At 60.6% G+C, this 14,062-nt stretch carries 13 protein-coding genes; 7 read left to right on the top strand and 6 right to left on the bottom strand.

The genetic code is table 11. The annotated features are described in order from the left end of the window. Positions 1–83: 83 nt before the first annotated feature. A complete protein-coding gene (locus LLY24_RS00625; RefSeq protein WP_259034332.1) occupies positions 84–851 on the bottom strand; it encodes an exodeoxyribonuclease III in 768 nt (255 codons plus the stop codon). Between the two features lie 206 nt (positions 852–1,057). On the opposite strand from LLY24_RS00625, the gene pyrE reads away from it, so the two are divergent. Then, positions 1,058–1,729, top strand: coding sequence for an orotate phosphoribosyltransferase (gene pyrE, locus LLY24_RS00620; protein ID WP_259034331.1), 672 nt, complete (start codon positions 1,058–1,060; stop codon positions 1,727–1,729). Here the strand turns inward: pyrE and LLY24_RS00615 are convergent. Further along, entirely contained in the window at positions 1,717–2,196 is a 480-nt protein-coding gene (locus LLY24_RS00615) for a tRNA (cytidine(34)-2'-O)-methyltransferase (protein ID WP_259034880.1), read from the bottom strand. The genes pyrE and LLY24_RS00615 overlap by 13 nt on opposite strands. Before the next feature lie 101 nt (positions 2,197–2,297). Here LLY24_RS00615 and rep point away from each other — a divergent pair, with 101 nt between their 5' ends. Then, positions 2,298–4,355: a DNA helicase Rep gene (rep, locus tag LLY24_RS00610; protein WP_259034330.1), complete on the top strand. Its 2,058-nt coding sequence runs from the start codon at positions 2,298–2,300 to the stop codon at positions 4,353–4,355. Positions 4,356–4,441: 86 nt separating this feature from the next. On the opposite strand, the gene LLY24_RS00605 is transcribed toward rep, so the two are convergent. After that, positions 4,442–4,927, bottom strand: a complete 486-nt coding sequence (locus LLY24_RS00605; RefSeq protein WP_259034329.1) for a c-type cytochrome — start codon at positions 4,925–4,927, stop codon at positions 4,442–4,444. A gap of 458 nt (positions 4,928–5,385) precedes the next feature. Here LLY24_RS00605 and LLY24_RS00600 point away from each other — a divergent pair, with 458 nt between their 5' ends. The 3 genes from LLY24_RS00600 to LLY24_RS00590 all read left to right on the top strand — a co-directional run bounded on the left by LLY24_RS00600 (position 5,386) and on the right by LLY24_RS00590 (position 8,157). Next, positions 5,386–6,066, top strand: a complete 681-nt coding sequence (locus LLY24_RS00600; protein ID WP_259034328.1) for a response regulator — start codon at positions 5,386–5,388, stop codon at positions 6,064–6,066. After that, entirely contained in the window at positions 6,063–7,445 is a 1,383-nt protein-coding gene (locus tag LLY24_RS00595) for an ATP-binding protein (RefSeq protein ID WP_259034327.1), read from the top strand. The genes LLY24_RS00600 and LLY24_RS00595 overlap by 4 nt, the downstream gene beginning before the upstream one ends. 112 nt (positions 7,446–7,557) lie before the next feature. After that, the gene (locus tag LLY24_RS00590; protein WP_259034326.1) at positions 7,558–8,157 is read left to right on the top strand and encodes a CBS domain-containing protein; all 600 of its coding nucleotides are present in this window, start codon (positions 7,558–7,560) and stop codon (positions 8,155–8,157) included. 186 nt (positions 8,158–8,343) lie between these two features. On the opposite strand, the gene nhaD is transcribed toward LLY24_RS00590, so the two are convergent. Then, complete coding sequence (gene nhaD / locus LLY24_RS00585) at positions 8,344–9,825, bottom strand: sodium:proton antiporter NhaD (RefSeq protein ID WP_259034325.1); 1,482 nt, start codon at positions 9,823–9,825, stop codon at positions 8,344–8,346. 314 nt (positions 9,826–10,139) lie between these two features. Between nhaD and vapB the strand changes: the two genes are divergently transcribed. Together vapB and LLY24_RS00575 are read left to right on the top strand one after the other, a co-directional pair. After that, the gene (gene vapB, locus LLY24_RS00580; RefSeq protein WP_259034324.1) at positions 10,140–10,370 is read left to right on the top strand and encodes a type II toxin-antitoxin system VapB family antitoxin; all 231 of its coding nucleotides are present in this window, start codon (positions 10,140–10,142) and stop codon (positions 10,368–10,370) included. Beyond that, entirely contained in the window at positions 10,367–10,795 is a 429-nt protein-coding gene (locus LLY24_RS00575) for a type II toxin-antitoxin system VapC family toxin (RefSeq protein ID WP_259034323.1), read from the top strand. Before vapB ends, LLY24_RS00575 begins: the two co-directional genes overlap by 4 nt. A gap of 31 nt (positions 10,796–10,826) precedes the next feature. Here LLY24_RS00575 and glmS read toward each other — a convergent pair whose 3' ends face one another. Further along, positions 10,827–12,668, bottom strand: coding sequence for a glutamine--fructose-6-phosphate transaminase (isomerizing) (glmS, locus tag LLY24_RS00570; RefSeq protein ID WP_259034322.1), 1,842 nt, complete (start codon positions 12,666–12,668; stop codon positions 10,827–10,829). Positions 12,669–12,689: 21 nt separating this feature from the next. After that, the gene (glmU, locus tag LLY24_RS00565) at positions 12,690–14,054 is read right to left on the bottom strand and encodes a bifunctional UDP-N-acetylglucosamine diphosphorylase/glucosamine-1-phosphate N-acetyltransferase GlmU (RefSeq protein WP_259034321.1); all 1,365 of its coding nucleotides are present in this window, start codon (positions 14,052–14,054) and stop codon (positions 12,690–12,692) included. Between the last annotated feature and the right edge of the window lie 8 nt (positions 14,055–14,062).

Raw genomic sequence — 14,062 nt, 5'->3', positions numbered from 1 at the left:
GGGTGCTTGCCGCATCAACCTCGCTATACAAAGAGCCGACCCTGAGGTCGGCTCTTTGCTAGGCGGCGACGCGGGAAGCGGGGTTACAGCGCGAGATCGTACTCGACGATCAAGGGCGCGAACTCGGAGAAGGTCGCGTCCTTGTCGATCCAGGCATCGACCACGTGGCGGCGGAAGTTGGGGCCGACCAGTTGGTAGTCGAGGCGCCAGCCTTCCTGACGGCTACGCGGTACGTCCTGATCGAGCTTGGGCCACCAGGTGTACTCACCCGCATCGCGGTTGATTTCCCGGAAGGTGTCGATGAAGCCGGTCGGGCCGAGAATCTGATCCATCCACGCGCGCTCTTCCGGGCGAAAACCGGAGGTGAGCTGGTTATCGGACCAGTTGGCTAGGTCGATCGTCTTGTGGGCGATGTTCCAGGTACCGCAAATGATGTACTCACGGCGCTTACGCGCCATTTTGGTCAGATACTCTTGGTACTGATCCATGAACGCCTGTTTGGCCTTCTGGTCGCTGCCATCGGGCATCAGGAAGGTGGCGATGCTGAAGCGGTCGTAGTCCGCCTGCAGAAAGCGCCCTTCATGGTCGCACTGGGGAAAGCCCAGGCCGTACATGATGGCCTTGGGAATCTTGCGGCAGTAGAGCCCAACGCCAGCGAAACCATCCTCTTCGGCATCCAGGAAGTAGCCTTCGTAGCCTTCCGGATAGAGGATGTGGTCACCTAGTTCGAAACTTTTCGCCTTGATGTTCTGCACGCAGACCACGTCGGCATCCTGCTGAGCCAGCCAGTCCAGGAAGCCACGGTCGACGGCATCACGAATACCATTGACGTTGATGCTGGCAATTTTCATAAATCGTCCCTTTTGCGTCGCTGCTGTATGATACCCGAGGTTTAGACGTTTGGGTAAATCCAGCCGTTAAAACTTGCACTTTTGCCCCCTTTATTGTTGCCTTCCGGTCAATTTTAAAGGTGTACGCGCGCGATAGGCTCTCTTCAGCGTATGGCATCGCATGCCGCCGAGCCCGTTTTTTTCGACCCTGACCTGCGAGGATAGTCGTGGCCACCTCTTCTGCTACCGCTCTCAAACCCTATCAGCGCGAGTTCATCGCCTTCGCCATCGAGCAGGGCGTGCTCAAATTCGGCGAATTCACGCTCAAATCAGGCCGGGTGAGCCCTTACTTCTTCAATGCCGGGCTATTCCAGACCGGCCGCGCCCTGGCGCGGTTGGGACGCTTCTACGCCCAGGCGATCATCGAGAGCGATGTGCGTGCCGACGTGCTTTTCGGCCCCGCCTACAAGGGCATTCCACTAGCCGCCGTTACCGCTGCGGCCTTGGCCGATCACCACGATCGCGACATGCCTTACGCCTTCAACCGTAAGGAAGCCAAGACCCACGGCGAAGGTGGCAACATCGTCGGCGCGCCGCTCTCCGGTGATATCCTGATCATCGACGACGTGATCACCGCCGGTACCGCGATCCGCGAAGTGATGACGCTGATCGACGCGGCAAAGGCGCGCGCGGCGGGCGTGATCATCGCGCTAGACCGCCAGGAGCGCGGCCAGGGCGAGCAGAGCGCCATTCAAGAGGTAAAAGCGCAGTACGGCATCGAAGTAGTCAGCATCGTGACGCTGGCCGATGTTCTGGCCTATCTCGACACCCACGCCGGTGACACCATGCAGCCCCACGCCGAGGCAATTCGCGCTTACCGCGCCGCCTACGGCGTGTGAAGATTCCCCGCCCCGGCAAATCCCTGCTGCCGCCAGGCCTCGAAGCTCACCAGCGCGACGGCGTTGGAAAGGTTGAGGCTGCGGTTGTTGGGCTGCATGGGAATGAGGAGCTTGTTGGCCTCGGGAATGGCGGCGTGGGCCTCGCTGGATAGCCCCGCCGTCTCCGAGCCGAACAGCAGCACGTCGCCGGGTTCGAACGCCACCTCGCTGTAGGCACGGTTGCCGCGCGTGGTTAGCGCCCACAGACGCCGCCCCTGCATGGCGGTTAAAAACGTCGTAAAATCGGCGTGCCGTGTAACGTTGGCGAGATCGCGGTAATCGAGTCCGGCGCGGCGTAGCTTCTTCTCTTCCAAGTCGAAGCCCAGCGGCTCGATCAAATGCAGCCGACAGCCATTGTTGGCGACTAGCCGCATGATGTTGCCGGTATTGGGCGCCATGCGCGGCTCGAAGAGCGCTATTTCGAACATCACGTGCCCTGTTCGTCGAAGAAATCGGTCATCGAAAATGGGGCTGGTCCTGCCAGCCGCTGCCGATTGTAGATGAAAAATCGCCGAGGATAACCTGCTCCATGACGCCGACGACTTCTCAACGCCTTCAACGCCTCAACCCGCGCCAGCAGGAAGCGGTGAAATACATCGATGGCCCCTGCCTGGTATTGGCCGGCGCAGGCTCGGGCAAGACTAGCGTGATCACCACCAAGATTGCCTACCTCGTGCAGGAGTGCGGGATGAGCGCCCGGCGCATTGCTGCGGTCACCTTCACCAACAAGGCCGCCCGCGAGATGAAAGAGCGCGTGGGACAGATGCTCAAGGGCCGCGAAGGCCACGGGCTCACCGTCTCGACCTTCCATACTCTGGGGCTCAACATCATTCGCGCCGAGCTCAAGACGCTGGGCTACAAAGCGGGCTTCTCGCTGTTCGACCCGGAAGACGCTAAAGCGCTACTGCGCGACTTGATGAACAAGGACGCCCAGGTCGATGCCGAGCAGATCAATTCGGTGCAGAGCAAAATTTCTCAGTGGAAGAACGACCTGGTGCTGCCGGGCCAGGCGCTCTCCTTTGCCGAGAACGAGGACGAGCAGTTCGCCGCGCGGGTCTATGAAGCCTATAACCGCCATCTGAAAGCCTACAACGCAGTGGATTTCGACGATCTGATCCTGCTGCCCGTCGTGCTTTTGCAAAACGACCCAGAGGCGCTCGCGCGCTGGCGGCGTAAGATTCACTACATGCTGGTGGACGAGTACCAGGACACCAACGTCTCGCAGTACCTGCTGGTAAAACTGCTGATGGCCGAGCGCGCCACTTTCACCGTGGTCGGCGACGACGATCAGTCGATCTACGCCTGGCGCGGCGCGCGCCCGGAGAACCTGGTGACGCTAGGTGAGGACTTCCCCCGCCTCAAGGTGATCAAGCTCGAACAGAACTACCGCTCCACCGGCACCATCCTGCGCGCGGCCAATACCTTGATTGCCAACAACCCCCACGTTTACGACAAGACGCTGTGGTCGGAAATGGGCGACGGCGCGCCGATTCGCGTCGTGGTCAACCGCCACGAGGAAGCCGAGGCCGAGCGCGTAGCGAGCGAAATACTCACCCGGCGCATCAAGGAGTCCGCCTCCTGGCGCGACTTCGCCGTGCTCTACCGAGGCAACTTCCAGGCAAGGCTTTTGGAGTTGAAGCTCCAGCACTACCAGATTCCCTACAAGCTCTCTGGCGGCACCTCGTTTTTCTCGCGTAACGAGATCAAGGACGCCATGGCCTACCTGCGCCTTTTGATCAACCCGGCGGACGACAACGCCTTTTTGCGCATCGTCAACGTGCCGCGCCGCGAGGTGGGACCTAACACCGTCGAGAAACTCGCCAACTACGCCACCGAGCGCTCGATCTCGCTGTTCGCTGCCTGCCACGAACTGGGGCTCGAGCAGGTGCTGCCGACCCGCGCCACGGAGCGACTTTCGCGCTTCACCCACTTTATCGACGGCGTGCGCAAACGCATGGACCAGGGCGACGCCATCGCCGCCATTCGCGACATGCTGCGCGACATGGATTACGAAGCTTGGCTCTACCAGAACGCTAGCGCCCCGACCATCGCCGAACGGCGTATGGCCAACGTGTGGATTCTGATCGATCAGCTCGAGAAGTCGCTCAACCGCGATCCGGAAGAGGAGGCGGATTCCACCGCCACGGAAACCGACGGCGTCGAGGCGGCGATTTCGCGGCTGGTGCTGCGCGATATTCTCGAACAGCAGGCCGAAGAGGACGACTCCGACCGCGTGCAGCTTTTGACCATGCACGCCTCCAAGGGGCTGGAGTTTCCCCACGTCTATCTTATGGGCCTGGAGGAGGACCTGCTGCCCCACCGCAACGCCATCGAGGTGGGCACGGTCGAGGAGGAGCGACGTTTGGCCTACGTGGGCATTACCCGCGCGCGGCGCACCTTGACCATGACGCTCGCCCGCCAGCGCAAAGCCTATGGCGAGCTGATGGACTGCCAGCCGAGCCGCTTTCTCGATGAGTTGCCGCCGGAAGATCTCGAATGGGAAGGCCGCGCCGACAAGGAAGACCCGGACAAGAAGCAGGCGCGCGGTAAAGATGCCATCGCCGGGCTACGCTCGCTGCTGGGATAAATTCCCGCACCCAGAAAAACTATCCACAGGTGCTCGTTAACACCTGCCTGTGGGTAGTTTTTTTTGGAGGTGAAAAGCGCTGCGTGTTACTCCACCTGCTCGACCATGTAATCGACGATTGCCTCGATCTCTTCGTCGCTCAAGCGCGGGTTGCCTCCACGGGCAGGCATCGCGCCAATGCCTCTGATGGCACCTTCGTAAAGCGTTTCCATGCCTTTATCCAAATAGCCAACCCAAGAGGCGCTATCACCCAGCACGGGCGCTCCAGCAATGCCGGAGCGGTGGCAGGCAGCGCAGCCAGCGCTTGAGTAGAGCGCCTCGCCATCGAGGCGGGGTAAGGCTTCCTCCTCAGGTGTACCGGCTTCGGGCGTATCGGCTTCAGACGCCGCCACTTCAGGTGGCGGCGCATCGGGGCCACAGGCTTGGCCCTGCACGCATAGCTGCCCGGTAGGGGCGATACGCTCGATGATAGCTTGGCGCTCGGCCTCGTTTTCGCTAGCGAGCGCGACGTTCACCGAGAAAAGTGACAACGTCATCAAAATGCCCATGACCTGCGCGAATGTCTTGCTCACCGCCTCTCCTCTCTTGCCAGCGTCTTGCCAGCGTGAAACGTCCTCCCAACGATACGCGTTGGAAGGCTGGCCGGAAGTATACCTCGATTGGAAAGACGGCTATTGATCGCGCGCAAAGAGCGCGACGTTAGAAGATGAGATTGAAGATGCCGGTCAGCGTCAGAAGGCCAACGACGAAGATGAAGATGATGATCCATAGAATGATTTTCATGCCACACTCCTTATGTCATGTGTCCTGCAGTTTGATCTTAAACGGTCGATGATGGCGAGGCTCCATTGGAGGGCGAATCCTAACGCCTCGATCAACGTAACACCGTCAGTATAGAAGAAAAAACAAACCGTTGGCGCAGCATCGTTCTTTGCGTTGATCTCAACGCCCGAGTTGAGCCACTATCACGACCTGTACTCGTCAACAGTGAGGCCGCGCGGGTAAGCGCCGCCTGGGAAAGGAGCCGTTCATGCGCTTACTGCTGGTGGAAGACGACGCCAGCTTGTCCTCGGGCATTCGCCTGGCGCTCAAGCCGGAGCACTACACCGTCGATCATCTCGACGATGGCCCGAGTGCGCTCGTAGCACTCAAGGAGGCCGAGCCCTTCGACGCGGTGATCCTCGATCTTGGCCTGCCGGGGCTGGATGGCTTACAGATCATCAAGGCCGTACGCCGTCACGGCAGTCAAATTCCCATTTTGGTTCTCACCGCACGCGATGCCATCGACGACCGCATTGCCGGGCTCGATGCCGGGGCCGACGACTATCTGGTCAAACCCTTCGAAGTGGAGGAGTTGAAAGCGCGCTTACGCGCCCTGCTGCGTCGAAGCCAAGGGCAGCTCGATAGCCATATCGAGTGCCGCGGCCTGCGCCTTGATCCCGTGACCATGAGCGTCAGCTACCAAGATCATCCCGTGGCGCTCTCACGCCGAGAGTTCACCTTGCTGCAGGAGTTCATGAGTCATCCAGATCGGGTGTTTAGCCGCGATACGCTCACCAGCCTGATTTACGGCTGGGATGAAGACGTCGAGAGCAACGCTATCGAGGTCCACATCCACCATCTGCGGCGCAAACTCTTTCCCGACGTGATTCGTACGCTGCGCGGCATTGGCTACGTCATGGATCGTCACGCCCAGGAGGGCGAGCGGTGAGCTCGATTCGCCAGCGGACCTTGGGGCTGACGCTGCTGATTTTCGTCCTCAGCGTCATGGTCATCAGCGTCATCAGCTACCGCTACGCCACCCACGAAATTCAGCGCCTGCACGACGACAACCTCGCCCGCCAGGCGCACCTACTGGGCGAGCTGCTACAAACGCCCATCCCCCCGGCGTATCGACGCGCCTTGCTCGAAAGCATTGAAAATACCTTACAGACCGAGCAGCGTAACGCCGACGGCCTGGCGTTCCAGCTCTGGGAAGGAGAGGCGCTGCTGCTGCGCTCGGCCGATGCGCCGCCCGCCTCGATGAGCGATCAGCCCAGCGGCTATGCGCGGCAAACCTATCAAGATCAGGTGTGGCAGTCCTACGCTCTTCCCCTGGCCGACGGCGAGCGCCGCATCATCGTTGGCGAGCGCAACGACGTTCGCGCCAGCCTGGTTCGCCAAGTCGCGCTGCGCACGCTGCTGCCCGAGTTTCTTGGTCTGATCATTTTGACGGTACTGCTATGGTGGAGCATCGGCTGGGGGCTGGCGCCGCTATCGCGCTTGGCGGCGCTGATTAGAAGCCGCGATCCGCAGAATTTACAGCCGTTCACGCTCTCGCCGCTCCCGCGCGAACTGGCGACGATTTCGGGTGCTCTCAACCGCCTGCTGGTCCGCGTTCAGCGCCTGCGTGAGCGCGAGACCCGCTTCATCGCCGACGCCGCCCACGAACTGCGCACGCCACTGGCCGTGCTCGATCTGCACGCCCAGAATGCCTTGGCCGCCGACAACGCCGCCGACCGTCAAGAAGCGCTCGAACACCTGCGCCAAGGTGTGACGCGTTCGACCCACCTGGTCAGCCAGCTGCTAACCCTGGCGCGCCTGGATCCCGACGAAAACAGCCTACCTCGGCGCTGCATCGACGCGCGAGAGGAGGTGCGCGATACCCTATCGAAGCTCACACCCTTGGCCAAACAGCAGCGCCACGAGCTCTATCTCGACGTCGATGACACCGCCGACTGGCGCTTGGCCGAGACGCCCGGTGCCGTCGGCACACTGGTGCAGAACCTGGTCGGCAACGCCATTCAGCACTCACCGCCCGAAGGCACCATCCGCGTGGCCTTGAGTGCGACAAAAGCAGCCCTGACGCTTATCGTCGACGACGAGGGCCCCGGCATTCCCGCCCACGAACGCAAGGCGGTGACCCAGCGCTTCCATCGCGCCGGACCGGGCGCAGGCTCAGGGCTTGGTCTCTCCATCGTCGAGCGTATCGTCAGCCAGCACGGCGGCACGCTGGCCTTCGACGAGGCGCCAAGCGGCGGTCTGCGCGTGGCGGTTTCCTTGCCCCGCCATCTCGATACGCTACCAATGGACGAGCCCTCGAGCGAATAGTGCGACGAATCGTCGCGGGTCTTAAGATTGCGGTAAGAATCACCTGCAACTCTTAGGGTACTAGGCCAATCGGTCTCATACGGCTGGCCACCTATAACAGGAGGTACCCCCGATGAACCAAGTTGCATTCAAACCCAAAACGTTGATTCAGTTCACTCAAAGCCCGCGCATCGCAATGCCTGCGGCGAAGGACGTCACACTCGAAAGCTCGGCGGCATTGCTGTTGACCGACTTCACTCAGGTGAAGCCACAAACCGTGGATGCCGATACCTCGGTCGAAGAAGCCAACCTCAAGATGCGCTATACCGGCGTTCGTCTGCTCTTCGTCAACGACCGCGACCAGCACTGCATCGGTCTTATCACCTCCCGCGAGATCGTGGGCACCCGGCGCATCAATCTAGCCATGCAGCAGCGCAGCCTGACCCGTGACGAAGTGACGGTATCGATGATCATGACGCCCTGGAACACGCTTAGCGCCATGCCGCTGGACAAGCTCTCCGCGCTCACCATCGAAGAGCTGATGCGGGTCATGGAAGACGTTACCGAGCAGCACCTGCTGGTCACCGAGTACAACGACAAGCACGAAGTCACCGTACGCGGTCTGGTCTCTGCTACCGACATTCAAAACACCCTGGGCAAGAAGCTCACTGTCGTGCCCATGGCACGTAGCTTCGCCGATATCTGCCACGTGGTAACCGGCCACGACCTGTAACCAGATTTAAAACGATACGGAAAGGTTTATGGTTTCACTCGGCGTGGTACGTCTCCCCCTTATATGACCACGTCGAGTTTTTATCCTAAAAAGCCTCTCGCCGAACATCGGCGAGAGGCTTTTTTTCTTCACTTAACTAACGGTTAAAGCCTTGTGCTTAAAACCTTATGCCTAAAGCCTGGCTGTTTAAAACATCGAAGCATTGAGCCACAGATGCACGGCGATGCTTGCGGCATAGCCCAGCAAGATGGCCGGCGCCCAGCGCAAGTGGCCAACGAAGGTGTAGATACCGCGCGCCTGGCCCATTAGCGCCACGCCCGCCGCCGACCCCATGGCCAGCACGCTACCACCGACGCCTGCGGTCAGGGTGATCAAGAGCCAGTTACCCGTAGTCATGTCGGGTGCCATGGAGAGCACGGCGAACATCACCGGAATGTTATCCACCACTGCCGAGATCAAGCCCAGAACGACGTTGGCCCACACCGGGTTCCAACTGCCGTAGAGCGTTTCCGACAGCAGGCCAAGGTAGCCCAGAAACCCCAAGCCGCCGACGCACATTACCACTCCGTAGAAGAACAGCAGCGTGTCCCACTCGGAGCGGGCGATCCGGCTAAAGATATCGAAAGGTACGACGCTACCGAGCTGTTCGAGCTTCTTCCAGTCGCCGCGGCGCGAGTAGCGCTCGCGCTTGCGCTCCAGCGAGCGCGGCAGGCTCTTGCGCAGGTAATAGCCAAAGAACTGCAATAGGCCCAAGCCAAACATCATGCCGGCCGCTGGCGGCAGGTGCAGCATCGAGTGGCACAGCACCGAAATGGCGACGGTGATCAAGAACAACACAATGATGCGCCGCGCCCCGCGCTTGAGCCAGACCCGCTCGGTCAGAGCCGCGGGCTGACGGTTGACGATGAAGAAGTTCATGATCACCGCAGGTACCATGAAGTTGACGATAGCGGGCAATAAGAGTGCAAAGAAGCCGCCGAAAGGCACCTGCCCCGCCTGCCAGACCATTAGCGTAGTGATATCGCCAAAGGGGCTGAAAGCGCCGCCTGCGTTGGAAGCGACGACGACGTTGACGCAGCAGAGGCTAATGAACTTGTTGTCGTTTTCGGCCACTTTCAACACCACCGCGCACATCAGCATGGCGGTGGTCATGTTGTTGGCAATCGACGAGATCCAGAAAGCCAGAAAGCCGGTGATCCAGAACAGGCTGCGGTAGCTAAAGCCCGTGCGCACGAGCCACGCACGCAGGGCGTCGAACACGCGCCGCTCTTCCATGGCGTTGATGTAGGTCATCGCCACCAGCAAGAAGAGCAGAAGCTCGGTGTACTCTAGAAGCGTTTCGCGAAAGGCCGTCTCGGCCTCGTCGGGAAGCCCAGCCTGCACGTAGACGTAAGCCACCATCGCCCAGATAAGACCCGCCGCAACCAGCACGGGCTTGGACTTACGCATGTGCAGGATCTCTTCGAGCATGACCAGCAAATAGGCCAGCAAAAAGATCACCACCGAGGCGATGCCGACGAACGATCCCGTCAACGGAAGCGTGCCGACCTCGGCAGCAAACACTGAGGTGGAAAAAAAGGAGGAGAACAGCAAAAAGCAGGTAACAGCAAGTAGCCAAACACCTCGGCGCAGTGTGAGCCGAAGTGCAAGGTCGTGAGGAGAAGTCATGTGGCGTGTCCTTGGCGGAGCGTGAGAAAGCCGGGGGACCCACACGAAACACGCCCGATGCTCGCAGGCGCTTTCACGTGAGCGGCTAAATGATAAGCACCCTAAAGTCCTGCTGCAACGCACCGCGCGACTATTTTTTGACTCTTTCTGCCAGAGGAGTAGAGCGCAACGCGGCGTATCGTTTAGAGCACTTTTCTATCAAGGAGTTAAGTTTAAAAAGCTCTTTTAACATCATAGCGCGCAAGACATATGCTTTGCATATGTACAAAACATTGCTATGGTGTATTTAGGCTTAGAAAGGGAGAAGAACGAGGATGCGTACCGTCTCAATTTTCAAAAATGGCAAAAACCAAGCCGTTCGGCTGCCTGCCGATATGGCCTATGAGGGTATTGGGGAACTCGAAATATCTCGTGAGGGCGACGTGATCACGCTGCGTCCCGTACGCCCTTCCTGGGGCACGCTATTAGAATTGCCCAAAGCCGACGACGACTTCCTCCAACAGCGTGTTTCCATCGTGAGCGACGAAGGCAGGTTCGAGCCGTGACCACCTTCATGCTAGATACCTGTATTTGCGCTTATCTAATGCGCGAGCACCCCGCCCAGGTAATCCATCGCCTATCCACCGAGGTAGAGCACGGTAGCCGTATCGTGATATCGGCCATCACCTATGCGGAAATGCGCTACGGACAAATCGGAAAGAAGGCCTCCCCCAAGCATAAAACGTTGATAGATGCCTTCGTCGAGCGCTTGGATGCCGTTCTCGCTTGGGATCAAGGGGCAGTAGACGCCACCATCGATATCGCGAGAACGTTAACCAAAAAAGGCACCCTCATTGGCACCAATGACACTGCCATTGCTGGGCACGCCATAGCCTCTGACTGTACGCTCGTCACCCATAACGTTCGCGAATTCAGCCGCGTTCCTCAGCTCGTTTATCAAGATTGGGCACAGCTCGACGATACTCACTAAGGCTACCGCGCCCTCCCTCTTCTACCCTCTTTTACTCCACCGTTACGCTCTTGGCCAAATTACGCGGCTGATCGACATCGGTGCCCTTGAGCACGGCGACGTGGTAACTCAGAAGCTGCAGCGGCAAAGTGTAGAGCAGCGGCGTGAGAGACTCGTGGATAACAGGCACGCCGAGTACACGCACGTCTTGCTGATCGCGAATGCCGATGCTCTCCTCGGCGAAGACGAAGAGTTGCCCGCCGCGGGCGCGCACCTCTTGGAGGTTGGACTTGAGCTTTTCCAACAGATCGTCGTTGGGGGCGACCGAAATTACCGGCATTTCGCTGTCGACCAGCGCCAGCGGCCCGTGCTTGAGCTCACCCGCGGGGTAAGCCTCGGCGTGAATGTAGGAGATTTCCTTGAGCTTGAGCGCGCCTTCCAGCGCAATCGGGTAGTGCGCGCCACGGCCCAAGAAGAGCGCGTGATGCTTCTCGGCAAAGGCTTGGGAGAGCGCTTCGATGGCGCCATCCAAGGCGAGCGCCTTTTGGCATACGCGGGGGAGCGTTTTGAGCGCGGCGACGATCTCGGCCTGCTCGGCGCGCTGAGCATCGTCGAGCCCTTGCGCTTTGCCCATGGCCAGCGTCAGCAGCATTAGCGCCACCAGTTGGGTGGTGAAAGCCTTGGTCGAGGCCACGCCGATCTCCGGGCCCGCGCGGGTCATCAGGGTAAGATCGGATTCGCGCACCAGCGAACTGCCCGGCACGTTACAGATCGCTAGGCTGCCGATATAGCCAAGCGTCTTGGCGAAGCGCAGCGCGGCCAGGGTATCGGCGGTCTCGCCCGATTGAGATAGCGTGACGAAGAGCGTGTCATCCAACACCACCGGATGGCGGTAGCGGTACTCCGAGGCCACTTCCACCTGTACCGGCACCCCGGCGTAGCGCTCCAGCCAGTAACGCGCCACAAGCCCGGCATGGTAGCTCGTCCCACAGGCAATGATGTGCACCTGGCGCGCACGCGCGAAGAGCGCCTGGGCCTCGGGGCCAAAGCTCTCGACGAGCACGCCCTCCTCGCTCAGTCGACCCTCCAGTGCGGTGGCGATCACCTCGGGCTGCTCGAAGATCTCCTTGAGCATGAAGTGGCGATATTCGCCTTTATGCGCCGCCCCATCGCCGTGCTCGAAGGTGTGCACCGGACGCTCGACGGCGCGGCCGCTGCGATCACGGATACGTATCTCGCCCAGGCCGCGAAGCTCCACCACGTCGCCCTCTTCGAGGTAGATGAAGCGGTCGGTGACCTGCAAAAGCGCCAGCGGATCGGAGGCGAGAAACGCCTCATCGATACCCACGCCCACCACCAGCGGGCTACCCTGGCGCGCGCCCACCACGACATCTGGCTCATGGGTGCTGATCAACCCCAAGGCGTAGGCGCCGCCCAGCTCGCTTACGATCTGCGCGGTGGCGTCGAAAAGGGTAAGCCCCTGTTGGATGCGCTCGAACATCAAGTGCGCGATCACTTCGGTATCGGTTTCGGAGGTGAAGGAGTAGCCCTTTGCCTCTAACCGCGCCTTCAAGCGCTCGTAGTTCTCGATGATGCCGTTATGCACCACCGCGATCTGTTCGTAGCTATGGTGGGGATGGGCGTTGGCCTCAGAGGGCTTACCATGGGTCGCCCAACGGGTGTGGGCAATGCCGGTATGCCCAGGCAACGCGCCCGCGGCAAGCTGAGCGTCGAGCGCGGCCACTTTGCCCAGCGCCCGTTTGCGCGTCAGCGCACCGGCATCGATGACCGACATGCCAGCGGAGTCGTAGCCCCGATACTCTAGGCGTCTGAGCCCCTCCAGCAAGATGCCCTGTACGTTGCGCTGTGCAACGGCGGCGACGATGCCACACATAGCCCTTCTCCTCGTTAACGATCAGTGACGCTTGGCCGGGCGCGGCCACTGCGGTTTTTCCAACTGGCGGCTGCGGGTCACGGCCAGAGCATGGTCGGCAACGTCCTTGACAATGGTCGAACCCGCGCCCACCGTCGCGCCCTTGCCGATCGCCACCGGCGCGACCAGCGCGCTGTTAGAGCCGATGAAGGCTTCGTCACCGATCTCGGTACGGTGTTTGTTGGCGCCATCGTAGTTACAGGTGATCGTTCCCGCGCCGACGTTGACGTCTCGACCCAGCCGCGCATCACCGACGTAGCTCAGATGGTTGATCTTACTGCCTTCGCCCACGTCGGCGTTCTTGGTTTCGACGAAGTTGCCCACCTTGGCCTGAGCACCCAGGCGCGTACCTGGACGCAGCCGCGCGTAGGGGCCGATCTGGTTGTGTCCTGCCGCCACACTCTGCTCAACGATGCTGTGCGAGTGAACCACGCTCTGGGCGCCGATGGTGCTCTGCTTGATTACGCAGTAAGGGCCGATATGCACCCCTTCGCCCAGTTCCACTTCGCCCTCGAAGACGCAGCCAACGTCGATGAAGACGTCATGACCGCAGGTCAAACTGCCACGAACGTCGAGCCGCGCAGGATCGGCCAGGGCCACGCCCTGCTCCATTAACGCCTCGGCAAGCTGTTGCTGATAGGCGCGTTCGAGCTTGGCCATCTGGGCGCGGTTGTTGATGCCTTCCACCTCAAGAGCGCTACTTGGCTCGGCAGTGGCCACCTGAATACCCTCGGCGGCGGCCAGCGCAATCAGATCGGTAAGGTAGTACTCGCCCTGGGCGTTATCGGACGAGAGCTGGGGCAGCCAGCGTTTGAGCTGGGCAGCCGTCATCGCCATGATGCCGGTGTTGCACTCGGTGATGGCAAGCTCATCGGGCGAGGCATCCTTCTGCTCGACGATGGCGACCGCCTCCCCTGCCGCATTACGCACGATGCGACCGTAGCCGGTGGGGTCTTCCAACCTCACCGTGAGCAGTCCCATGCGCTGCTCGTCGACCTGGGCAAGCAGTTGGGTGAGCGTGTCGCGACGAATCAGCGGCACATCACCATAGAGCACCAATACCTTGCCAATGCCTAGGTGATCCACCGCCTGGGCGACGGCGTGGCCGGTACCCTTCTGCTCGGCCTGCAGGGCAAAGCTCACGTTTCGCTCGGCAAGCGCTGCCTTGAGTTGATCGGCGCCGTGGCCGACGACCACGTGCAAACGATCAGGGTTCAGCGCCGTGGCCGTATCCAACACGTGCTGAACCAGGGGTTTTCCAGCCAGCGTATGCAGCACCTTGGGCAGCGCAGAGCGCATCCGAGTGCCCTTTCCGGCGGCGAGAATCACGACGTCCAGTTCTGTCATTGCATTGA

It is taken from the genome of Halomonas dongshanensis (assembly GCF_024790395.1).
Classification (GTDB): Bacteria; Pseudomonadota; Gammaproteobacteria; order Pseudomonadales; family Halomonadaceae; genus Vreelandella; species Vreelandella dongshanensis.
Note: the sequence above shows the minus strand (reverse complement) of the source record. Positions and strands in the feature narration are given on the sequence as shown.